Source organism: Halomicrobium katesii DSM 19301 (assembly GCF_000379085.1).
GTDB lineage: Archaea > Halobacteriota > Halobacteria > Halobacteriales > Haloarculaceae > Halomicrobium > Halomicrobium katesii.
In genome coordinates this window covers 915521-937465 of the sequence record NZ_KB905378.1, presented here as the reverse complement: position 1 = coordinate 937465, position 21945 = coordinate 915521, and the positions used below count along the sequence as shown (strand labels likewise).

Here is a 21945-nt window from a genome sequence, read left to right as displayed (position 1 = left end):
GGGACTGAGAGACATGAGGCTTCGGACTGCTGACAGCGACGGCCGTCGACGCCAGCGAGGCGGCCGACGGCCGGCCGGGGACAGTCGTCTTTTTCAGGCGGCCGTGCGAGGCGTCGGTATGGTCGTCGGAGACGTAACGACAGGAACGGAACTGCTGGTCGTCGGCGGCGGACCGGGCGGATACGTGGCCGCCATCCGGGCCGCTCAGCTCGGCGTCGACACCACACTCGTCGAGCGAGACGCCTACGGAGGGACCTGCCTCAACCACGGCTGTATCCCCTCGAAGGCGCTGATCTCGGGGGCAGACGTGGCCCACCGGGCCGGCCAGGCCGAGGAGATGGGCGTCTACGCCGACCCGGCGGTCGACCTGTCCGGGATGGTCGAGTGGAAAGACGGCGTCGTCACCCGGCTGACGCGGGGCGTCGAGTCGCTGGCGAAGTCGGCCGGCGTGGAACTGATCGAGGGCGAGGCGACGTTTACCGGCGAGCACACCGCCCGGATCGCCCACGGCGGCGACGGACAGGGCTCGGAGTCCGTCGAGTTCGAGCACGCGATCGTCGCCACGGGGAGCCGCCCGATCCAGGTCCCCGGCTTCGAGTTCGACGCCGAGCCGATCTTCTCCTCGAAGGAGGCACTCGCACTGGAGTCGCTGCCCGAGCGGCTCCTGGTCGTCGGCGCGGGCTACATCGGCATGGAGCTGTCGACGGTGTTCCAGAAGCTCGGCAGCGAGGTGACCGTCGTCGAGATGCTGGACGAGGCGCTGCCGGGCTTCGAGGACGATATCGCCACGCTGGTCCGGGAACGGGCCGAGGAGATCGGTGTCGACTTCTACTTCGGCGAGGCCGCCGACAGCTGGGAGCAGGCGGGCGAGGAGATCGTCGTCCACACGGAGGACGAAGACGGCGACCTGACGCGGTTCGACGCCGAGAAGGCACTCGTCGCGGTCGGTCGCCAGGCGGTCACGGACGGGCTGGGACTGGACGAACTTGGCATCGAACCCGACGAGGACGGGTTCCTGGCGACGGACGAGCAGGCCCGGACCGACGCCGAGCACGTCTTCGCCGTCGGCGACGTGGCCGGCGAGCCGATGCTGGCCCACAAGGCGATGGCCGAGGGCGAGGTCGCCGCCGAGGTCGTCGCGGGCGAGCCGGCCGCACTGGACCACCAGGCGATTCCGGCCGCGGTCTTTACCGAACCGGAGATCGGGACCGTCGGCATGACCGAAGCGGAAGCCGCCGACGCCGGGTTCGACCCCGTCGTCGGCCAGATGCCGATGCGGGCCAACGGCCGCGCGCTGACGGTCGACGAGAAAGCGGGGTTCGTCCGGATCGTCGCCGACGACGAGACCGGCTTCGTCCTGGGCGCACAGATCGTCGGCCCGGAGGCCTCCGAGTCCATCGCCGAGGTCGGCCTGGCGATCGAGATGGGCGCGACGCTCGAAGACATCGCCGGCACGATCCACACCCACCCGACGCTTTCCGAGGCCGTCCACGAGGCCGCGCTGGACGCACAGGGTGCAGCGATCCACACGCGGTAACGAACCCACGGCAACTGGCCTGTACCCGTATTCTTTCGGCAACAACCGGCGAATATTGAAGGGAAAGCGTTAAGTCTGAGATTAAGAAAGGCATGCCTAACGAGACGACAGATGTCACCCGAACAACAGCGCAGCGACGGAATCACCGACGCCGTCCTCTCGGATTCGGCCTACGAGCGGGTGCGCGTTCTGCGGGACTCGCTTTTCACACAGCCGATCCCCCGGAAGCTGCGCGTCCAGGGACTCTTGCTCGCGGTGCTTGCCGCGACCGTGCCGCTCTACTGGCTCTATCCCGACAGCGTCGCCGGCTATCTGACGACGACCGACCCGATGACCGCGACGCCGAGAGTCGCGCTGCTTGGCGCGTTCGGCGGGACGATGGTGCTTTTTTCGGCCGCCTTGCTCGTCGGGGCGGCGCTGTACCGCGTCGAGCACGCGCCCCTGACCGAACAACAGGCCTACCAGGTCCTCACCGTCGAGGACTTCGCCGGTGGCGTCAGCCTCGCGATGGGCGGGTTCGCGATCGCGATCACGACCGGCTCGATCGCCATGGGGCTGTTCGGCGGCGACGCCGTCGGGTCCTACGTGGCGACCATGGGACAGAATCCCCTCGCTGGCTCGGTGTACGGGCTGTCGCTTGGCTCCGTCGGCATCGGGGCGCTGTCTGCCAGCGCCGTCGTCCTCGTGGCACACTGGTACGTCGACCGTCGCTTCCGGCGACTGTAGCCGCGCGACCACGATTCTTTTCACGTCGAGCGCTGTACCGGCTGGTATGAAGATGCTCACGCTGGGGCCGGCCGGAACCTACTCGCACCGGGCAGCCCGCTCGGTCGCCGACGACGACGAGATCGAGTTCCGAGAGTCGCCGACCGCCATCGTCGAGGCGGTCGCGGGCGGCGAGGCGGATCGCGGCGTCGTCGCCGTCGAGAACAGCATCGAGGGATCGGTCACGGAGAGCCTCGACGCCTTCGCGGGCTACGAGGTCGCCGTCGTCAAGGAGATCATCACGCCGATCCGTCACGCGCTGCTGGCCCAGCGCGGCGACTTCGAACTGGTCGCCAGCCACGCCCAGGCGCTGGCCCAGTGTCGGTCCTACCTCGACGCCAACTACCCCGACGCCGAGCTGGAGGCCGTCGCCTCCACCGCTCGCGGCGTCGAGCGCGCCCGCGACGACCCGTCGGTCGCCGGCATCGGCCACCCGGACAACGGCGGCGAGGGCACCGACCTGCAGGTGCTGGCCGAAGACATCCAGGACCAGTCCTCGAACGCCACGCGCTTCGTGGTCGTCGCGCCGCTCGCCGAGCGGTCCGACGCGGGCTCGAAGTCCTCGCTGCTCGTCTACCCCAACGTCGACTACCCCGGACTGCTACTGGAGATGCTGGAGCCGTTCGCCGACCGCAACATCAATCTCACTCGGGTGGAGTCTCGCCCCAGCGGCGAGCGGCTGGGCGACTACGTCTTCCACGTCGACGTGGAGGCCGGCCTCTACGAGGAACGGACCCAGAAGGCACTGGCAGACATCGAAGCCATCGCCGAGAAGGGATGGGTAAAGCGACTGGGCTCGTACGATTCCGAGACCGTCCTGAACTGAGGGATGGCCGGAGGGTGTCGTCGCACGAGGCGTTGGCACGGCCACCAGACGAGCACTCGGACACCCGAACCCCCTCAGTCGTCGTCACCCACAGTCAATCGGTAGGCGAGATAGAGCGCCCCCAGGCCGACCGTACCGATTCCGGCGGCGACCGGCGCCGCCTCGCCGATATCGCTCCAGAGCGAGCCGTCGGCTCGTAACGCGTTCCGGGGTTCCGCGTAGTGGAGCACACCGCGGGCGTCGTACGCGACCGAGAGGCGTTCGTCGCCGTCGGCGTCCGTGATGTCGACGTGCCCGCCGTCCTCGCTCCAGATTTGATCCTCGGCCCCCCAGAACAGTCTACCAGCGCTGTCCCCGCCCGCTCTCGAGTGAACAGTCACTGTCTCGCCTGGCTCGAGTTCGGTTCCGTCCGGAACGGTGTAGCTCGCACCGTCACCGTTCGACAGCGTCCACCCACCGAGACCGAGAGCGGTGTCGCCTCGGTTCACGACGGTGACGGACTCCTCGTCGACCGTCCCGTTGACATCGACAGACGCGACGTCGATGCCGTCGTCCGGCCCCGGCGCCGGGTCCACGTCGGTACCGGGCTCCACTGTCGCCCGGTCGGCCCGGACCGTCGCGCCTTCTACCCAGGTCTCGCCGTCTCTGGTGGTGAGTTCCGGGTCGGCGCCGTAGCGCGTCATGGACGACTCCACCTCGACAGACATCTGTTCGCGGAGTTCGTCGGCCGTCGGCCGGTCGTCGTCGGTGGCACCCGCGGGGGCGAGCCGGCCTACCGCCTCGAGGTCGGCGACGAACTGTTCGACATCCGCACTGGAGACGGAGAACTCGACGTCCGCCCCAGCCGGGACCGAGATCCACTCCGTGTCGCGGACGCACTTGCCCGACGCTCTGGCGCCCGGAATCTCGTTGACGTAGGTGCCGTCCTCGGTGACGCCGACGCGGTTCCCCGCGTCGTCTTCGGCGACGAGATCGACCGCCGGCGGCGTTATTCTCGACGCCTTGCCCGACCGCGGGTCGACGCCGTCCGGTATCTCGACACGACCGACGACAGCCATCGTCTCCGTGTCGGGCTCGCCGCTCCCGCGGCTGGCGGCGACCGTCGTCGTGAACTCGTCGCGAGCGGTATCGGTGTTCGCCATCGCCGTCAGTTCGAAGGTGACTTCGCCGGGATTGAGCAGCCCGATCTTGTCCATCACCTGATCGCCCACCGCGGTGAGTGCAGCGCCGGGCAGACCGCCGACGACGTGGAGACTGCCGGCGTCGGTAACCGGCTGCTTGCGCTTGTAGACGACGGCGGCACCGTGGCTCCGGTGCCATCGAGGGGTCTCGTCGGGATCGAAGTAAGGACGGGATTCGACGAGGTACGTCGCGTTCGGTCGACCTGTCCGGTGCTTCCGCAACACGGGGAGGGACTGCTCGTACTCGAGCGACTGGAGCGACGGCACGGTCGGTTCGAACGATTCGACCTCCTGCATCGGAGTGACGTCCGTCGAGAGCCAGTCCCGGAGTTCGCGGCTCTTGTCCGAGAGGGCGTTCGTCTGCAGTCCGAGCGCCGGCGCGATCCGGCTCGCTGTCGAGAACGGCGGCACTTCCGGCACGCCGTCGACGGCGCGGTCCGTGTTCCCCATCTTGCAGAGCCCAGACCAGTCGATGCCGATGTCGTAGAAGTCGCGAATTCCGTATCCGTGGGCGAGTTCGTGGGCCCAGACGTCGTGTTCGATCACCGGATCGCCGAGGTGCGAGCAGTACGCCCGCCCGTCCGGAAACGGGTAGTACTCGCCGAGCGCCTCGTCGTTCAGCGGTTTCCCGACGTGAGTCCCGACCCAGAAGTCGTAGTCGTCGCCGGAGAGGGCCGCATCGACCGCCGCGTCGAGCTCTTGCATGAAATGCCAGCGGGCGTCGGAGCGAACGACGCCGCCGTCGTAGTCGCTGCGCGCCTCGGGCAGTTCGTACACCGTCGGTTCGCCGTCCGCGTCGGCCCCGGCGAACGATAGGTCGAATCCGACTGCTCCCATCGACACTCGTCCCGAGCCGTAGTGACGATTGAGGTCGCGCTCACGATCGTGCGCCCACTGTGCCAGATCCAGGTCGGCGGGCGGCCCGTCGCCGTCCGGAAACCGACCGACAGCCACGGCGACGTCCATCAGCTCGTTGAACACGTAGTAGCCCAGATCGATCCGCTCCCGCCGGTACTCGCTTTCTACGGCCCGGACAGTTTGCCCACAGCCGTCGTCGTTCTCTGCTGTGATCTCGATGTCGACCCAGGTACCGACAGTTTCCACCGGCGGCAGTCGGTCCCGGGTCGACCACCCGTCGCCGCTCTCACCGTCGACCGGGCCGATCTTCTGCATCTCGCGCTCGACGGTTCGCTCCGTGCCGTCCGAATCGACGTACGTCGCCCGTACCGTTATTTCGGTCGCGTCGGTAGCGACGGCACTGACGTCGACCCGGTCGCCGGCTTCGACGGGGTAGGGATCGATCCGGACCGACTCGGGATCGATCCGGGCACAGGAGCCGTTCGAACCGCCCGTGGATCCACTCACGTGGGGGCCGATCGCCCGGACATTTTTCGTGTCGACACTGCTGTCTTCCGTGCCCGCTTCGAAGGCGTAGACGGACGCTTCCGTACGACCGCCCGGTCGGACCTGGCTCGTGTACAGCAGGCCGTCGACGACGACGGGTTCGTAGAAGCCCCAGGCGTACGACCAGTCCTCCCACAGCGTCTTGCCGGTCTCGGCATCGGCGGCGGTAACACTCGAAGTCTCGTTTTGCCAGTGGCCAGTGGCATAGAAGACGACACCACCACCAACGGTCGGGGGTCCATTGGCGTACGCGTCACCGCCACTGTTGTGCCACTGCCGTTCTCCAGTTGCGGCGTCGATAGCAGCGAAACCGTCGCCGGCCCCCGCGTAGAGCGTCGTATCGTGTCCGGTCAAGAAAAGATAGCCACGGTCGTCGGCGTGCCACTGCTGTTCGCCGCTCGTCCGATCAAAGCGGTAGACGCCGTCTCGAGTCCCGGCGTAGACGGCCCCGTCCATCACCATCGGAGCCGATGCTGGTGAGTACTTGACTTCGGGAGCACGCCACCGCATCTCCCCAGTCTCTCGATCGAGCGCGAGGAGACCACGATCGAGCGTGCCGGTGTACACAGTGTCGCGGTACGGTGTGACGTTGGAGAACGGTGAACCGGAATTCTCGATCTCCCACCGTGTCTCGCCGGTCTCCCGATCGAGCGCGTAGAGCGCATTCCTCGACGAATCGTCGTGGATCCCATGGGGAACGTAGACCGAGTGCGCATCGATAGTCGCCGCGCCGTACGGGTCGGACCTGCCGACATCAGACCGCGACCAGTGTACGTCACCGGTCTCCGCATCGAGGGCGAACACGCCGTTGTCGTCCCGGTCAGTGCCCCCGTAGGCGTATATTCGACCGTCCTGGACGATCAGCGCTGCACAGAGCCCCGCAGCGACCCGAGTTCGCCACCGTTCTTCGCCGGATTTCGCGTCGAGCGCGTAAATCCGCCCCTTCACGTCGGGGACGTATGCGACACCATCGACGACCGTCGGCGACCCAGCAGCTCGATTTTCAGTTTCGAACCGCCACGCAACCGTGCGGCCCTCCGCCGCGGCGACCGACCCCACACACCGGATACCGGCCAGCCCAGTTCCAGCTGCTGCAGCCGTTTTGAGTAGGTCGCGCCGTTTCATCGGAAATACGGCACAGTAGATCACCGGGAGACAAAAATTTACCCATCAATCGGGGAGAGCAATAGGGCGAGTCGGAGTCGGTCGACGACGCGACGAGGGCTTTCGACGTCTACAACTCGGTCAGCGCTGCTGCTTATCTGAACACCGCCGGGACGACCGGCGACGGTCTTTACTTTCACGCCCGTCGATGGACCGATATGGACGACTCGACACCGACAGATCCCTTCGAAGAGCTGGAACGGGCCTTCGACCTCGTGAGCGAGCAGTTCGGCACCGAGCGCACGGGCGTTCCCGTCGACGTGCTCGATACGGGCGAGGAGATCGTCGTCCGCGCCGACCTCCCGGGCCGGTCCAGCGACGCCATCGACGTGACCCTCGAAGACGACACGCTGCTGACGATCAGTGCGGCCGACGACGAGCCCGACCGAGACGGTCGCTACGTGAAGCGGGAACGACCCCGGCAGGCCGCCCGTCGGACGGTCCGCCTCCCGGAGGCCGTCGCTCCCGAGGCGACGACCGCCAGCTACGACGACGGCGTGTTGACCGTCGAGCTGGGCAAGCAGTCCAGCGACGGCGGCACGTCGATCACGGTGGAGTGACGATGGTGCTCGACACGGGCTCGGACGCCCCGGCGATCAACGCCCGGAACCAGTGGGGCGAGCGCGTCGAGCCCGACTTCGGCGGTGCGACGGTGCTTTATTGCTACCCGCGAGACGACGCCGCCGGCTGGACGACCCAGGCCCGCCAGTTCGACGACCACTACGACACCTATCGAGACGCCGGAATCCCCGTCTACGGCGTCTCGACCGACGACGTTGACGGCCACCGCGCGTTCGCCGAGGACCACGACCTCGCGTTCGACCTGCTGGCCGATCCCGACGGCGAGATCGCCGACGCCTTCGGCGTCGCCCTCGACGACGGGCGCGTGGCCCGGACGACGTTCGTCATCGCCGCGGGGCGCGTCGTCGGCCTCTACGAGGGCGTCCGGCCGGACGGCCACGCTCTGGACGTGCTCCGGGATCTGGCCGAGCTCGGCCTCGTCGACCCCGCCGAGTGACTCATACTGCCGGCTGTCACTGTTTCGAGAGATTCGCGACCACGGGGTCGCGAAATGCTGTACAGACGTATAGCCGACAGTGTAGGAGCCATTGAAAATCAATGCACACCTGATCGCACGATGGCAGTGCGATCGGTGTGTAAATTGTTTCAATCGTTACTATATCACCGCCCGCGCCAGAACAACACCGCACCGGCGGCAAGCACCAGCAGTTCCATCGACGCTGGCGGGAGGCCGAGGGGACTCGCCCGGACGGCGCTGCGAATCGTCATCGAGACGGTCCCGAGACCCGACAGCGAGACCACGCGCCCGTCGACCGCGAACACCTGCGCGACGATGCGATCGCGCGAAACCGGCGGTTCGCCGGCCTGCTGGTCGGTGACGGGGTTCGCGTCGCCTTTCGTCACGAACCCCTCGTCGGTCCGGGCGACGATCCGGTGGGTGACCAGTCCGCCGGCCTCGATCTCCTGAGAGCGATAGACGATCACGTCGCCGGGTTCTGGATCGTCGGCGACGGCCGCCGGCACCGCGACGAACCCGTCACCGGTCGACAGCGCCGGAGCCATGCTCCCGCTGTTGACGTAGCTGATCGGGGCGATCTGTCCGAACACGCTCACGAGGACGAACGCGGCGAGCAAGAGGGCGACCGCCCGCCAGACCACGCGCGAGCCGGGGACCGGCGACCGAGATTCGGGAGGACGCGCGGGACCGCGACCGTGGCTCGGATGTCGATCACTCACACCGTACATATGTGGTCGAAACTACATAATTGTTTGTGAGTGATTACCACGGACTGGCGGCGTGTCGTCGATAGAACCCGAGAGCATTATCAACGCAGGCGTCGAACGTCGAGACATGGCAGCAGAAACCGACGGCGGCTCCGGACTCCGGACGGTCACGCCACTGGCCAACGAGAGCGACGACAGTCAGATGAACGCGATCGGCTGGCTCATCTTCGCCGGCATGCTCGTCGTCATGCTCCCGGTGTTGCCGATCCTCGCACTGATCTGGCTGGTCGACAAGCTCACGAACTGAGGTCGGTCCCGACGAGTTCGAAGTCGGTCCCCGATCCCCCGTCACTGGCGTTCTCGTAGGCGACGTGGGCACAGGCCACGTCCTGGATCGCCAGCCCGGTCGAGTCGAAGACGGTCACGCCGTCGATCCCGTCTCGACCGGGTCGATCGCCGACGACGAGATCACCGAGTTCCGCGTGGATGTCGTCGTCGTCCAGTCGCCCCTCGCTCCAGGGGACGTTGATCTCGCCCGAGTGAGTACACTGCTCGTAGTCGTCGATCACGATCGTCGCGTCGAGCAACACCTCGTCGGCGATCTCGTGTTTCCCGGCGGCGTCGGCTCCGATCGCGTTGACGTGGGTCCGGTCGCCGACGGCGTGGATGATCGGCTCCGAGACGGGCGTCACCGTCGAGAGCACGTCGCAGGCGGCGGCCTCCTCGATCGTCCCGCCGCGCACGTCGAAGCGGTCCGAGAAGTGATCGACGAACGCCTGCACCGCCGCCTCGTCCTGATCGGCGACGACGACCGTCTCGATGTCACGGACCTGGGCGATGGCTTCGAGCTGGGTGTAGGCCTGCACGCCCGCGCCGACCAGCCCCATCGACGAGGCGTCGGGGACCGCGAGGAGGTCGGTCGCGACCGCCGACGCCGCGCCGGTCCGCTTCTGGGTGAGGAGCGTCCCGTCCATCACGGCGAGCGGGAAGCCGTTGCGGGGATCGGAGTAGATCAGCGTCCCCAGTACCGTCGGGAGATCGTACGAGTCGGGATTGTCCGGGTGGACGTTGACCCACTTGAGCGCCGCGGCGTCCCACTCGTCGGCGGCGACGTAGGCCGGCATGGAACGAAAGTCGCCGTTGTACTGGGGGAGATCGACGTAGGACTTGGCCGGCATGACGACGTCGCCGCGTGCGTACGCACCGAACGCGTCGGAGACGGCGGCAATCACGTCCGCGAGCGGCGTGTGTTCGTCGACGGCATCTGGTCCGAGCAGTAAGGTCTGCATACGTGTGTCTGCGCTCCCCGCTCACTTAGTCGCTGGGCGAGTCCGGCGGTACGGAACGACTTACTATACGCTCGTCCGACCTCGATTTTTCGAGGTGTGGTACCGATGTACAATGTACTCATGCCGATCGACAGTGACGAGGAGCGCGCGATGGGGCAAGCCCGGGCCGTCAGCGAGTTACCGGATGCTCGCGACCAGATCACGGTGACGCTGTTGCACGTCTTCGACGACGAGAGCGTCGCCGAGAACACGTCGCCGACGCAGATCACGGCCGGTCGCAGCGTCCAGGAGTGGTTCCGCGACCGCGGGATCACCGTCGAGACGATGAGCACCAGCGGCGATCCGGCGAGCGAGATCCTCGACGCGGCCAGTCGGATCGGTGCCGACCAGATCGTCCTCGGCGGTCGAAAGCGGTCGCCGCTGGGCTCGCTGCTCTTTGGCAGTGTGAGCCAGGCCGTGACGCTCGACGCGGCGATCCCAGTGACGATCACCGGCGGGCTCAAGCAACGAGAGTAGCCGACCCATCGGTGTCCGTCCTGTGGCGAAGAGTACGACGACGACCCCGGAACCGAGATCGCGACGTGTCGCAGTTGTGGCGGTTCGAAGGTCGAAGCCGTCGACGCGTAGCCGGGACCGATCGGGGCACGCCGATTCCTCGCCGCGGTGTGGCCGAGTGAGACCGAACCGGCCGACGACCGGCCCGACGCGTCCGGGCCACGAGGAGACGGAAAATAGTTATTCGTCGTCACACACACCCCAGTATGGTCCCCCTCCAATCGCTGTCGACACAGATCGCCGACTGGCTCGGCCTCGTCGCCACGCTGTTGGCACCGGGCGTCGTCGCGACCGTCCTCTGGACGCCCTTTCTCGTCGCGAAGCGCGTTCGCTCGCTGTTCCGGACGCTCCCACCCACGAGGTCGGTGCTCCCGTCGTACGTCCTCGCCGGCCTCTGTGGGTCGCTTCCGTTCGTCGGCGGACTCCTCGCCGTGTTCGCGAGCGGTGCGTCGAACGACCCCCAGACGGGCGCACAGCTGATACTACCGGCTGTAAATCTGTGAACGATTTCGCCACCCCGGGGTGGCGAAGATCTTCACGAAGTTACAGCCGGCAGTATGAGCAACAGCCTGATCGACGTCGCGGTCGTCGGAACGATCGGCTACGCCGTCGGCCTCCCGTCCGTCGCCGCGCTCGGGCTCCCACGAGCGGGACTGGACTGGGACCCCACCGGCTACGGGGCGTCGACGTGGCTGTTGCTGGCAGTCGGCGGCGTCTGGTACTCGCTGGTGTTCGCCGTTCCGCTCGTGTTGCTCGGAGTCGTCTTCGCACTCCCCACCTGACGGAAAAGGGTCACTCTCGATCGGTCACTCCGGTTCGGCCAGCCCGCACTCGATGCTACTCTACAGCCGTTCCCAGACGTAGTACAGCACCGTCTTCGCGACCGCGGCCGAGAGAGTGAACGTGAAAAGACGACGAGCGTCTGGGCGACCGAGCGGTCCGAAGGACCCGGCAGGTCGACCGGTTCTCCGGTCGCGAAGGGACCGGTCGGGGCGAGTGACTACCGCGGCGCGGACGCGCCGCGACTGGAGCCCGACGCGCTTTTTCCCAAGTTTTTGCGAACGGGCGGCCGTTAGGCCGCGACTGTAGCAAAAAGTGGGCTTGCCTCGCGTGTCGTTCACTCCGTTCGCTCCCGCTCGGCAGTTCGGAGCGCCTCGCTGCGCTCGCCGCTCCTCGGCTCGCGGGCCGAAGGCCCGCTTGCAACATCGAGGGTTTTCGCGTTGCTCAAACCCTCGCTTACATCATGCCGCCCATGCCGCCGCCCATACCGCCCATGCCGCCGGGCGCGCCGCCGGGACCGCCTTCCTCGTCGCCGCCACTGGTCGAGAGGTCGCCAGCGGCGATGATGTCGTCGATTTTGAGCACGAGGTTCGCCGCCTCGGCAGCCGACGAGATCGCCTGTCGCTTCGCGTGGGCCGGCTCGACGACGCCCTCGTCGAGCGTGTTGACCACGTCACCGCTGTACACGTCGAGGCCGGCCTGTACGTCGCCGCCCTCGTGGGCGGCGCGCAGGTCGACCAGCGAGTCGATGGAGTCCAGTCCCGCGTTCTCGGCGAGCGTGCGCGGGATGAGTTCCAGCGCGTCGGCGAAGGCCTCGACGGCCAGCTGTTCGCGGCCTTCGACGCCGTCCGCGTAGTCGCGCAGGCGGCTGGCGAGTTCGACCTCGGGCGCGCCGCCACCGGCGAGGATCTGGCCGTCCGCGACGGTCGAGGCGACCACGTCGAGTGCGTCCTGGACGCCGCGTTCGAGTTCGTCGACGACGTGGTCAGTGGAGGCACGCAGGAGGAGCGTGACGCCGTGTGCGTCCTCGCCCGCGCCTTCGACGTAGAAGAGCTCTTCCTCGGTGTCCCGGCGGACGGAGCCGTGGCCGAGGTCGTCGGCAGTGGCGTTGTGTACGTCGGAGACGATGTTCGCTCCGAGCACCTCTCGGAGGAACTCGATGTCGGACTTCTTGGCCCGTCGGACGGCGAGAATGCCCTCCTTGGCGAGGTAGTGCTGGGCCATGTCGTCGATGCCCTTCTGGCAGAAGACGACGTTCGCGCCGGTCGCGGCGATGGCGTCGACCATCTCTTCGAGCTGCTGTTCTTCCTTGTCGAGGAAGTTCTGGAGCTGGCTCGGGTCGTCGACAGAGAGCTGGGCGTCGACTTCGGTCTCGTCGAGCTCGATCGGCGTGTCGAGCAGGAGCACGTCGGCGTCGTCGACGGTGGTCGGCATCTCCTCGTGGACGGGATCCTTGTCGACGACCGCGCCCTCGATGAGCTCCGAGTCCGAGACCGCACGACCGGTCTGGGTCTCGATGTTGAGGAACTCCAGGTCGGCGATGACCGAGCCGTCCGCGGCCTCGACGGTGACGGCGTTGACCGCGTCGACGATGAGCTGGGCGAGCAGCTCCTTGTTGAGCTCCGCGCCCTTCCCCGTCATCGAGGTCTCGGCGAGCTTCTTGAGCAGTTCCTCGTCGTCGGGGTCGACGGACGTGGCGATCTCGCCGATCTGGTTCTTAGCTTCCGTCGACGCGAGGTCGAAGCCCTTGATGATCGCCGTCGGGTGAATGTCCTGTTCGAGGAGCTCCTCGGCGTTTTTCAGCAGTTCGCCCGCGATGGAGACGGCGGTCGTCGTGCCGTCGCCGGCCTCGTCTTCCTGGGCCTCGGCGACCTCGACGATCATCTCGGCGGTCGGGTTGTCGATGTCCATCTCCGTGAGGATGGTGACGCCGTCGTTCGTGACGGTCACGTCACCGAGCGAGGAGACGAGCATCTTGTCCATCCCCTTCGGACCGAGTGTCGATCGGACCGACTCCGCGACCGCGCGGGCCGCCGAGATGTTGTGGCTCTGTGCGTCCTTGTCCTTCATCCGCTGGGAGTCCTCTCCCAGAATGATCATCGGCTGACCCTGCATTTGTCGCTGACTCATAAGCGTACGAAAGATTGAATGTGATTCTATATAAAGATATGGTTTTCTACTGGCAGGTAAGACCAGGCCCGTAAACGAAATTCGGCAAGAGTACGCAGTACAGCGGCCCGATATGCAGATATCTGTGAGAGAGATTGACACAAAGAAACTGGCTTTCGAGCACTGTTTATATACCACCAATACCAGAGAAGACCACGCAACTGTCGATAAGCTCCTCGAAATGTGTTCAGTGGTTCTTCCTATATATATAAAATATAAATGTTTTTTGTAATACTATACTGGCAAATAAGTGCATGCGACGGAGAAACCTGATCAAGACGTTGGCAGCAACTGGTGTCACGGGAAGTGCCATATCAGGAGGATCACATCCTCTGGGTATCGGTGCTGCAAGGAGTGAGAAAGGGAACCAGACTGTTTCGACCCAAGAGGTTGGATTTCAGGACTTTACCGATGACGAAACGAACTCTGGCCGGGAGACCTTCTCTGGGAACTTAAACCCCAATCGAGAAACCATCATCACCGCAACTCTCGGCTATTATGGCTCGGATTTGACGGTTGACGGCTGGGAGCACAGTCTGATCCTGACAGGAATCGGGGGGACGATAAATACCGAAGACGACGAAGGGATGAACACCATCGACGGAGTCGGATTTGAAGCGAAGTTCACCGAGGATCAGTACGAGAACTTCCGTGGCGACGATAACTGGTACGTCGATTTCACGCAACAACGGCGAGCCATTACCAGTTTCGAAAGTTCTGGTGGTGAACTGGATTTCCCTCCAGGAACGGAGTTGGGAATCGATATCGCAGTTCCAGCCGCGGTTGGTTATTTTAACCCCCCTGCAGGGGTCGCCGCCGCGGTACTCCTTTCCATCGACGACTTCGCCGAAGAACTAGAACCAGCAGCAGGTGACGACACGATAGAGCACGGAGGGGTCCGATATTTCACGAAGAATGGATACGGTCATCCTGGAGAGTCTTCTATCGGGTTCACCCAACAGTTCGAGGTCGTCCATGATCCTGGAAAGGCCGGTATCGAGTTCGAAGTCAAAGCCGAACTGTGGGACAGGATCAGTGACCATCTCCCCTGGAACATGGAACCAGAAGTGAAGCTCAACGGGACGGCTTTCACCGACAGTGTCGTACTTGACGTTGGGTCTGCAGCTTCAGCCCAGTCGGCTGGGAACAGAGACGTACCGGAGACGAGTGATCCAACTGAGATGACCCAGGAACAGCGTGAAAAGTACGGAATCAAGAAGGTCGATTCGGACGATCAGCAGGTAGTGGCAGAGGCACACGAGACAAATGGCGACGAGGTTTTCTGGACGACATCCCTCCCTGATTCTTCGTCGGGAAGACGCAGAAAAGAGTCGGGAGATTAGACGAAATCGAACGTCCAGAAAATCCAGAGGGCAACTGCGACGCCAGCCAGTAGGAAGCCCAGGATCCTCGCCTCCCACAGTGCCGCGTTCCTCGGTACCGGGTCCTCCGCGTGGCGGTATCTGAGTTTCGCGCATTCTCTCGGAAAAATGAGGAACGGCAGCGCCAACAGCAGCAGCCCCAGAGAGACGATCGTCGATTGGATTGTCATGGCACTCACCGTGCTGTTCTTGTGCCGTAGGGATATGGATACTTGTCGAACAAAATCGCACGTCGTTTCCGACGAGGGGACGCTGTGTTCTGCTATGCCGTCGGTTCCTTCCAGTTGACCGTCACCGTCCCGACGACGAAGCTGTCGTCGGTCGCCGTATCGCGCTGGAACTGGAGGGTGTTCTCGCCCTCGTGCAGACGAGCCGACGTGACGGTGTCCATCCAGTACTGCCAGCCCTGTCCCGTCGGGAGGTCGAAGCCAGACAGCGCCTGGCCGTTGATCAACAGCTCGTGGTCGTAGCTGCCCACGTCGTAGACCTGCATCTGGACGTACGGCTCGACGGGATCGGCCGTCGGCACGTCGAAGGTTTGTACGTCGCTCTCGTCGGCCGAGAACGTCGCCCACGGTACGTCGAGCGCGTTCGGGTCCGGCCCCAGCTGTTCCTGCAAGGACACCATCGCGTAGTTCGCGCGGTAGTCGGTCATAGTCGATGCCTCGCCCGGCGTGCCCTTAGCTGTCGGGGCCACTGTCGTCGCCCCTCACGAGGCTCCCGAGGGGCGCGTCTGGACCGGTCACACACCGAGCGAGAGCGCGATCGACAGCGCCAGCGCCACGAACAGGAACAGGCTCGTACCGATCAGGAGGTACGCTTCCGGGCCGTACTCGGTGACGATCGGGTTCTCCTCGTAGCGCACCAGTCCGTAGAGGCTCCCCAGCATGAGCATGGCGGCACCGATCGACTGCACGACGGTTGGCAGCGTCAGCGTGAACGGGGAGACGACGCCGAGCTGTGCGACCAGGAGGAGACTGACCCCCAGGAAACACAGGGCGACCACACGAGAGGGATGCATCTGTCGGCAGACACGAGACCAGGGACCGAAAGGGCTGTGAAACGACCGCCTTGGAAGTGGTGACATCGCTCCCCCGCGGAGGTGGCCGCCGTCATACGGACGGTTGTAGGCGTTTACCCAGTCGACCGCATGACAGCGTGCGGTCGATTTGGTAAAGACCTACAACTTTCCGTATCAGCTCACCGGAACACCGCACGCTCCGTATCATACTGCCGGCTGTAAGTCTGTATAGCATTTCGCGACCCCGTTGTCGCGAATATCTTGAAACAGTGACAGCCGGCAGTATCAGTCGAAGACCGCGCGGAACCGGTCGACGCTGTCGTCGGTACCGGCGACGACGAGGGCGTCGCCCTCCGCCACGTGTACGTCCGGGCCAGCGTCGGTGATCACGTCGCCGTTGCGTTCGACCGCGACGGCAGTACAGTCCGTCCGCGCCCGGACGCGCGCCTGTCCGAGCGTCTGTTCGGCACGGGCGACGATCTCCACGTCGGGATTGAGGTCGCCGACCACGAGCGTGGCGAACTCGGTGTCGGTGTCGTCGGACAGCGCGAGTACGCGGTGCGAGCGTCCGCGATGCCGGCGGCCCGGAGTTCGTCCGGTTCGGTCGCGTCCCCGACCGTCGAACGCGCTCACGCCGTAGTCGTAGACGAGCGTAAAGCCCAGCATGACGGCGATCAGCCCGACGACGTACAGCGCAGTCCGTCGCTTCCAGGTGTCCATCTACTCCAGCTTATCGACCTCGATAAAAACGGTTCTCCCTGTACCAGGCGGCGTGCCGGCAGCCGCGCGTCAGACGATCGTTCGGTCCGGCCCATGTCGTGCGGTTACACTTTCACTCCGCTTTCATCGCTTTTAACTCATCTCGTGTCCTTGAACCACTCGCACACCCTCCATCGGTGGTGGGCACCATCCATTTCGTTCCCCTTTCCCGAACGTCGCCCAGCGACGGTTGTCGCGCCAACAGTAACAAGCACCGGGGTGTAACTGCCGGTATGCTCGCTTTCGATGACGTGCTTGCCGCCCGCGATCGCGTCGCCGAGACGGCTCGACACACCCCGCTCGACTACTCGCACACCTTCTCGTCGATGACGGGCGCAGACGTACACCTCAAGCTCGAACTGTTCCAGCGGACCGGCTCGTTCAAGATCCGCGGCGCGACCAACCGGATCGCGACACTGTCGGAGGCAGAACGCGAGGCGGGCGTCGTCACCGCCAGCGCGGGCAACCACGCCCAGGGCGTGGCGCTGGCGGCGACCCGGATCGGCGTCGATTCGACGATCGTCATGCCCGAACGCGCCCCCGTCTCGAAGGTCCAGGCCACCGAGAACTACGGCGGTCGCGTGGTCCTCCACGGACGAGACTACGACGCGGCCGCCCAGAAGGCCCACGAGATCGAGCGCGAGTCCGGTCGGACCTACGTCCACGCCTTCGACGACGAGATGGTGATGGCCGGCCAGGGGACGATCGGACTGGAGATCTACGAGGACCTGCCCGGCGTCGACACCGTCGTCGTCCCCATCGGCGGCGGCGGCCTCATCAGCGGGATCGCGACGGCATTGAAGGGCCAGGACGACGACGTGCGCGTGATCGGCGTGCAGGCAGACGGGGCGTCCAGCGTCGCCGAGTCCCTGGAGAAGGGCCACCGGATCGAACGCGATTCGGTCCAGACGATCGCCGACGGGATCGCGACCCGGACCGTCGGCGACCGGACGTTCGAGGTGATCGAAGAGCGCGTCGACGAGGTCGTCACCGTCACCGATCCGGAGATCGCCGTCGCGCTGACGACGCTGCTGGAGCGGTCGAAGACGCTGGTCGAGGGAGCGGGCGCGGTCCCGCTTGCGGCCCTGCTCGAAGGGAAGTTCGACTACGAGGACGACGAGACGATCGTCCCGACGCTCTGTGGGGGCAACATCGACCTGAACACGCTGACGAACGTCATCATGCGAGGGCTGGTCGAGACCGGCCGGTACTGCAAGATCAGGACCGTCCTGGAGGATCGGCCGGGCTCGCTGGAGGAACTGGTCGAGGTGCTGTCGGCGGCCCAGGTCAACGTCTACGGCATCGAGCACGACCGGACCTCGCGGGACATCGCCATGAACGACGCCGAGGTCGAGTTGGACCTGGAGACGCGGGGGCCGGACCACGTCGCGGAGCTGCTCGATCGGCTCGAAGACGCGGGCTTCGAGGTCGAAGTCCTGGTGTAGCGCCCCACATTTATGCCCTCGCCGGTCGCGCGTTGACGTATGAAACGGATTGTCAGTACCGACGCCGCCCCCGCCGCGGTCGGAGCGTACAGTCAGGCCACGACGACCGACGACCTCGTTTTTACGGCCGGACAGATCCCGCTGACTCCCGAGGGCGACCTGCTCGACGAGGCCGCCATCGACGTACAGGCCCAGCAGGCCCTCGAAAACGTCGCGGCCATCCTGGAGTCGTCGGGCACGAGCCTGGACAACGTCCTGAAGGTGACGGTGTACCTCGACGACATCGACGACTTCGAGGCGATGGACGATGCCTACGAGAGCTTCTTCGAGAGCGAGCCGCCGGCCCGCAGCGCCGTCGGCGTCGACGAACTCCCGAAGGGCGTCGGCGTCGAGATCGAGGCGATTGCGACGAAGTGAAGGCTGACCGGCCCACAGCGTCAGTATGGACGATCGCACCAGAGAGAGCCTGCTGTGGGGGGTCGTCGGAACGCTGTCCTTTCTCGTACTCGTCCAGGGCTACGAGCTGCTCGCCGCCGCCACGGTGACCGTCGGCGTCAAGGCCGGCGTCGCCCTGGTGGTCGGCGTCACCACCACGACGGTGACGACCGTCGCCCGCGACCGACTCCTCGACGCCCGGCGTCGGCCAGCCGAGAACGAAAGCCCTTAATCACCCGCCCGCCGACGTTTCGATGCGTGCCAGGATGGCCGAACGGTATGGCGCACGCCTGGAAAGCGTGTTCCCTTTCGGGATTCTGGGTTCAAATCCCAGTCCTGGCGTGATTCTGCCGCGAGCAAACTCGCGAGCGGCGACTCTCCCATCGAGAGGATTTGAACCCCTGGAAGTCGCAGCCCCGGAACGGCCGAGCGAAGTGAGGCCGCATGCCCGGACCGTCTTCCTCTGGGTTCAAATCCCAGTCCTGGCGTGATTCTGCCGCGAGCAAGCTCGCGAGCGGCGACTGTCGAAACGTGGGGAAAAACCGAACGCCCGTCTATCGCTCGTCGAGGGGGACGAACGTCTGATCCGTCGGGCCGACGTAGCGAGCGCGGGGCCGGATCAGACGGTTGTTCTCGTACTGTTCGAGGACGTGGGCCGTCCAGCCGCCGACGCGGGACATCGCGAAGATGGGCGTGTAGATGTCGATTGGGATTCCCATCTGGTAGTACGTCGAGGCCGAGTAGAAGTCGACGTTCGGGGCCAGACCCTTCTGTTCTTTGAGGTAGTCCTCGATGGCGGTGGACATCTCGTACCACTTGAGCGAGCCGGCGGCCTCCCCCAGTTCCTTCGAGCGCTGGCTGAGGATCTTCGCACGGGGGTCCTTGACGTTGTAGACGCGGTGGCCGAAGCCGGAGACGCGCCGTCCCTCGTCGAGTGCCGTCTTCACCCAGTCGATCGGGTCCCGCTGGGCGTCGTCGACCTCCTTGAGCATCTCCATGACGTCCTGGTTCGCGCCGCCGTGGAGCGATCCCTTCAGCGTGCCGATCGCGGAGGTGATCGCGCTGTGGAGGTCCGACAGCGTCGAGGTCGTGACCATGGCCGAGAACGTCGAGGCGTTGATGCCGTGGTCGGCGTGGAGCACGAGCGCCATGTCGAACGTCTCGGCGAGCACCTCGTCCGGTGCCTCGCCGTTGAGCATGTAGAGGAAGTTCGCGGCGTGCGAGAGGTCTTCACGCGGTTCGACGGCGTCCTGTCCGTCACGGAACCGGGCGAAGGCAGCCAGCACGGTCGGGATCTTGGCGGTGATCCGGCGACCTTTCCGGAGGTTGGCGTCGAGGTCGGTCGGGTCGATCTCGGCGTCGGGATCGTGCGAGGACAGCATCGAGACCGCCGTTCGGAGCGCGGCCATCGGGTTCTCGTCGGCGTCGGCGAGCTGCTCGACGGTCTGCATGACGTCGTCGTCGACGTATCGCTCCTCGACCATCGCGTCGGTGAACTCGTCGAGCTCCGCTGCGTTCGGGAGGTGACCGTGCCAGAGGAGATACAGGACCTCCTCGAAGCTTGCGCCGGTCGCCAGGTCCTCGATCGTGTAGCCACGATAGACGAGTTTGCCCGCGTCACCGTCGATCTTGCTGAGCTCCGACTCGGTAACGAGGACACCCTCCAGACCTTGCTTGAGGTCGTCGGACATACGCAGAGAGTTTTTTACCTGCCGGGAAAAACATTGTCTTTCTGTGCGTCGCTTGCCCCGGTCTGTGGGGGAGATTTTTGAACGTTTAGCCATCGATCGGGTCGACAGTGGACGATCGTGCCGACCACCGGACAGAGTTCGACAGAACGGTGGTTCGGAGCGGGCGACTCGGCGAGGCCGCCACGGCGAATAGCTTTTGCCCGCCCCCCGCGCAGGTGGAGACATGTCGACCGAGGTGGCCTACGAGCCGGTCAGCGTCAAGGCGGTGCTGGCCGAGATGAAAGACACCGCCGAGCTGTTGATCGACCTCTCGTACTCGGCGGTGTTGCTGGGCAGCGACGAGGTCGCCGCGGAAGTGCTCGAACTCGAAGAGCAGATGGACGTGTTGCAGCTGCGCGCCCGCATGAGTCTGCTCATGGCCGCCCGGAACACGGAAGACGCCGAGGCGCTGGCTCCCGTGCTGGGGATGGTCGGAGCCGCGGAGAAGATCTCCGACGCGGCCGGCGACATCGCCAAGGTCGTGCTCGAAGACATCGGCCTGCCGGAGGCGATGCGGGCCACGCTCCCGGAGGCCGTCGAGACGATCGTCCGTGCGACCGTCGCGCCGGGGTCGCGCCTCGCCGACGAGACGCTGGGCGAGCTCAACCTCGAAACGGAGACCGGCGTCCGCGCCATCGCGGTCCGGCGGGCCGGCGACTGGCTCCTCAACCCCGACGCCGAGACGACCGTCGCGGCCGGCGACGTGGTGCTCTTTCGCGGCCCGGACGACGGGATCGGCGCGGTGTATCGGGACGCGACCGCCGAGGGCTACGAGCCACCGGCACCGCCCGAGAGCGACATCGAGGACCTGGAGCGGGCCGTCGACTCGATCGTGCTGATGAAGGACATGGGCGAGCTGGCCGTCGATCTGGCCTACGGCGCGGTGCTGTTCGACGACACGGATCTGGCCGAGGAGGTCGTCGAACTCGAAGCCGAGGTCGACGCCCTCCAGTCCCGGTTCGAGGCCTGGACGCTCCAGGCGGCCGGTCGCCACGACGACCCGATCTCGCTGCGCGGGCTCGTCCACCTGGCTCGGGCGACGGAGGTGATCTCCGACGCCGCACTGGAGATCAGCGAGGGCGTCCTGCGTGGCCTCTCGACACATCCGGTCGTCGCCGAGGCGGTCCGAGAGTCCGACGAGGTGATCGTCAGCGTCCCGGTCGCGGCCGACAGTGCCCTCGACGGCACCACGATCGGACGACGGCAGGTCAAGACGGAGACGGGAATGCGGATCATCGCCGTTCGCCACGCTGGCGCGAGCGACCGGACCGGCCGCGAGGGGGGCGACTGGGAGGTGTCGCCGGGGCCGGAGACGACGCTCGAAGCCGGCGACGTACTGATCGCGAAGGGGACGCGCAGCGGTGCCCAGCGGTTCGGGGCGCTGGCCGGCCAGCGCGACTAGAGCGACCGGATCTGGCGGATCGCCGAGCCGGCGACGAACACCGCAGTGATGAGCCCGCCCAGCGAGACGAACAGGACGAACGCCAGCCCGGCGTACAGCACCGCCGGCCGCTGGGCTCCGGGGATGACGACGAAGAAGGCGAAGACCGCCGCTGTGAGCAGCCCCGCCAGGAAGAAGCCGCGCTTGGCGTGAGTCGGGACGTTCAGCGCTGCCACGAGCGCGCCGGGGCCGGTGTCGGGCTGACTCTCTGACACGGCGAGTCCTTGGGACGGCCCGAATAAGGAGCCGTCGGTTCCGGCCAGCCCGCGACCGCGAGCGGGTTCGCTACGGCGCGAATCCGAACCAGTAAAAGTCC

The 21945-nt window shown here is 65.8% G+C and carries 23 protein-coding genes, 1 tRNA gene and 1 pseudogene; 15 read left to right on the top strand and 10 right to left on the bottom strand.

Going from position 1 to position 21945, the window contains the following annotated elements:
* Positions 1-118 precede the first annotated feature (118 nt).
* The 3 genes from lpdA to pheA all read left to right on the top strand — a co-directional run bounded on the left by lpdA (position 119) and on the right by pheA (position 3128).
* A complete protein-coding gene (gene lpdA / locus HALKA_RS0104930; RefSeq protein WP_018256936.1) occupies positions 119-1537 on the top strand; it encodes a dihydrolipoyl dehydrogenase in 1419 nt (472 codons plus the stop codon).
* 111 nt (positions 1538-1648) lie between these two features.
* Positions 1649-2263 (top strand): hypothetical protein, encoded by a 615-nt coding sequence (locus tag HALKA_RS0104925; protein ID WP_018256935.1) that lies wholly within the window; start codon positions 1649-1651, stop codon positions 2261-2263.
* Between the two features lie 46 nt (positions 2264-2309).
* Positions 2310-3128: a prephenate dehydratase gene (pheA, locus tag HALKA_RS0104920; protein ID WP_018256934.1), complete on the top strand. Its 819-nt coding sequence runs from the start codon at positions 2310-2312 to the stop codon at positions 3126-3128.
* A gap of 74 nt (positions 3129-3202) precedes the next feature.
* Here pheA and HALKA_RS0104915 read toward each other — a convergent pair whose 3' ends face one another.
* The gene (locus HALKA_RS0104915; protein ID WP_018256933.1) at positions 3203-6838 is read right to left on the bottom strand and encodes a BamB-related PQQ repeat family beta-propellar protein; all 3636 of its coding nucleotides are present in this window, start codon (positions 6836-6838) and stop codon (positions 3203-3205) included.
* Positions 6839-7035: 197 nt separating this feature from the next.
* Here HALKA_RS0104915 and HALKA_RS0104910 point away from each other — a divergent pair, with 197 nt between their 5' ends.
* Together HALKA_RS0104910 and HALKA_RS0104905 are read left to right on the top strand one after the other, a co-directional pair.
* Positions 7036-7437: an Hsp20/alpha crystallin family protein gene (locus tag HALKA_RS0104910; protein ID WP_015761957.1), complete on the top strand. Its 402-nt coding sequence runs from the start codon at positions 7036-7038 to the stop codon at positions 7435-7437.
* Positions 7438-7439: 2 nt separating this feature from the next.
* Positions 7440-7895 carry a peroxiredoxin gene (locus HALKA_RS0104905; protein ID WP_026190158.1) on the top strand — a complete coding sequence of 152 codons (456 nt, stop codon included), beginning with the start codon at positions 7440-7442 and terminating at the stop codon, positions 7893-7895.
* 164 nt (positions 7896-8059) lie between these two features.
* On the opposite strand, the gene HALKA_RS0104900 is transcribed toward HALKA_RS0104905, so the two are convergent.
* Complete coding sequence (locus HALKA_RS0104900; protein ID WP_080505793.1) at positions 8060-8644, bottom strand: signal peptidase I; 585 nt, start codon at positions 8642-8644, stop codon at positions 8060-8062.
* Positions 8645-8750: 106 nt separating this feature from the next.
* On the opposite strand from HALKA_RS0104900, the gene HALKA_RS0104895 reads away from it, so the two are divergent.
* Positions 8751-8930: a DUF7535 family protein gene (locus tag HALKA_RS0104895; RefSeq protein WP_015761954.1), complete on the top strand. Its 180-nt coding sequence runs from the start codon at positions 8751-8753 to the stop codon at positions 8928-8930.
* On the opposite strand, the gene HALKA_RS0104890 is transcribed toward HALKA_RS0104895, so the two are convergent.
* Positions 8920-9912: an alanine dehydrogenase gene (locus HALKA_RS0104890; protein WP_018256929.1), complete on the bottom strand. Its 993-nt coding sequence runs from the start codon at positions 9910-9912 to the stop codon at positions 8920-8922. The two genes, HALKA_RS0104895 and HALKA_RS0104890, sit on opposite strands and share 11 nt — an antisense overlap.
* A 105-nt stretch (positions 9913-10017) precedes the next feature.
* On the opposite strand from HALKA_RS0104890, the gene HALKA_RS0104885 reads away from it, so the two are divergent.
* From HALKA_RS0104885 to HALKA_RS0104875, 3 genes are all read left to right on the top strand, one after another.
* Entirely contained in the window at positions 10018-10428 is a 411-nt protein-coding gene (locus tag HALKA_RS0104885) for a universal stress protein (protein WP_026190157.1), read from the top strand.
* 245 nt (positions 10429-10673) lie between these two features.
* Complete coding sequence (locus HALKA_RS0104880) at positions 10674-10970, top strand: DUF8162 family protein (protein ID WP_018256927.1); 297 nt, start codon at positions 10674-10676, stop codon at positions 10968-10970.
* A gap of 54 nt (positions 10971-11024) precedes the next feature.
* Entirely contained in the window at positions 11025-11249 is a 225-nt protein-coding gene (locus HALKA_RS0104875) for a DUF8162 family protein (RefSeq protein WP_018256926.1), read from the top strand.
* 454 nt (positions 11250-11703) lie between these two features.
* Here HALKA_RS0104875 and thsB read toward each other — a convergent pair whose 3' ends face one another.
* The gene (gene thsB, locus HALKA_RS0104870; protein ID WP_026190156.1) at positions 11704-13377 is read right to left on the bottom strand and encodes a thermosome subunit beta; all 1674 of its coding nucleotides are present in this window, start codon (positions 13375-13377) and stop codon (positions 11704-11706) included.
* Between the two features lie 293 nt (positions 13378-13670).
* Between thsB and HALKA_RS0104865 the strand changes: the two genes are divergently transcribed.
* A complete protein-coding gene (locus tag HALKA_RS0104865) occupies positions 13671-14759 on the top strand; it encodes a hypothetical protein (RefSeq protein WP_018256925.1) in 1089 nt (362 codons plus the stop codon).
* Here HALKA_RS0104865 and HALKA_RS0104860 read toward each other — a convergent pair.
* From HALKA_RS0104860 to HALKA_RS0104845, 4 genes and pseudogenes are all read right to left on the bottom strand, one after another.
* Positions 14756-14968 (bottom strand): hypothetical protein, encoded by a 213-nt coding sequence (locus HALKA_RS0104860; RefSeq protein WP_018256924.1) that lies wholly within the window; start codon positions 14966-14968, stop codon positions 14756-14758. The two genes, HALKA_RS0104865 and HALKA_RS0104860, sit on opposite strands and share 4 nt — an antisense overlap.
* Before the next feature lie 92 nt (positions 14969-15060).
* Positions 15061-15453: a DUF7383 domain-containing protein gene (locus HALKA_RS0104855; protein WP_018256923.1), complete on the bottom strand. Its 393-nt coding sequence runs from the start codon at positions 15451-15453 to the stop codon at positions 15061-15063.
* An 87-nt stretch (positions 15454-15540) separates the two neighbouring features.
* On the bottom strand, positions 15541-15819 hold the full coding sequence (locus HALKA_RS0104850; protein WP_018256922.1) for a hypothetical protein: 279 nt from the start codon (positions 15817-15819) through the stop codon (positions 15541-15543).
* A 285-nt stretch (positions 15820-16104) separates the two neighbouring features.
* Positions 16105-16436: pseudogene (locus HALKA_RS0104845) on the bottom strand (NAD-binding protein); the annotation flags it as partial.
* Between the two features lie 375 nt (positions 16437-16811).
* On the opposite strand from HALKA_RS0104845, the gene ilvA reads away from it, so the two are divergent.
* From ilvA to HALKA_RS0104825, 4 genes are all read left to right on the top strand, one after another.
* Positions 16812-18023, top strand: a complete 1212-nt coding sequence (gene ilvA, locus HALKA_RS0104840; protein WP_018256921.1) for a threonine ammonia-lyase — start codon at positions 16812-16814, stop codon at positions 18021-18023.
* A gap of 39 nt (positions 18024-18062) precedes the next feature.
* On the top strand, positions 18063-18440 hold the full coding sequence (locus tag HALKA_RS0104835; RefSeq protein WP_018256920.1) for a Rid family detoxifying hydrolase: 378 nt from the start codon (positions 18063-18065) through the stop codon (positions 18438-18440).
* A 25-nt stretch (positions 18441-18465) separates the two neighbouring features.
* On the top strand, positions 18466-18690 hold the full coding sequence (locus HALKA_RS0104830) for a DUF7981 family protein (protein WP_018256919.1): 225 nt from the start codon (positions 18466-18468) through the stop codon (positions 18688-18690).
* A 28-nt stretch (positions 18691-18718) separates the two neighbouring features.
* Positions 18719-18800: transfer RNA gene (locus tag HALKA_RS0104825), tRNA-Ser, on the top strand.
* A gap of 212 nt (positions 18801-19012) precedes the next feature.
* Here the strand turns inward: HALKA_RS0104825 and citZ are convergent.
* The gene (gene citZ / locus HALKA_RS0104820; RefSeq protein WP_018256918.1) at positions 19013-20149 is read right to left on the bottom strand and encodes a citrate synthase; all 1137 of its coding nucleotides are present in this window, start codon (positions 20147-20149) and stop codon (positions 19013-19015) included.
* 223 nt (positions 20150-20372) lie between these two features.
* On the opposite strand from citZ, the gene HALKA_RS0104815 reads away from it, so the two are divergent.
* Positions 20373-21590 (top strand): potassium channel family protein, encoded by a 1218-nt coding sequence (locus tag HALKA_RS0104815; RefSeq protein ID WP_018256917.1) that lies wholly within the window; start codon positions 20373-20375, stop codon positions 21588-21590.
* Here HALKA_RS0104815 and HALKA_RS0104810 read toward each other — a convergent pair.
* Entirely contained in the window at positions 21587-21844 is a 258-nt protein-coding gene (locus tag HALKA_RS0104810) for a DUF7536 family protein (protein WP_018256916.1), read from the bottom strand. The genes HALKA_RS0104815 and HALKA_RS0104810 overlap by 4 nt on opposite strands.
* Positions 21845-21945 lie beyond the last annotated feature (101 nt).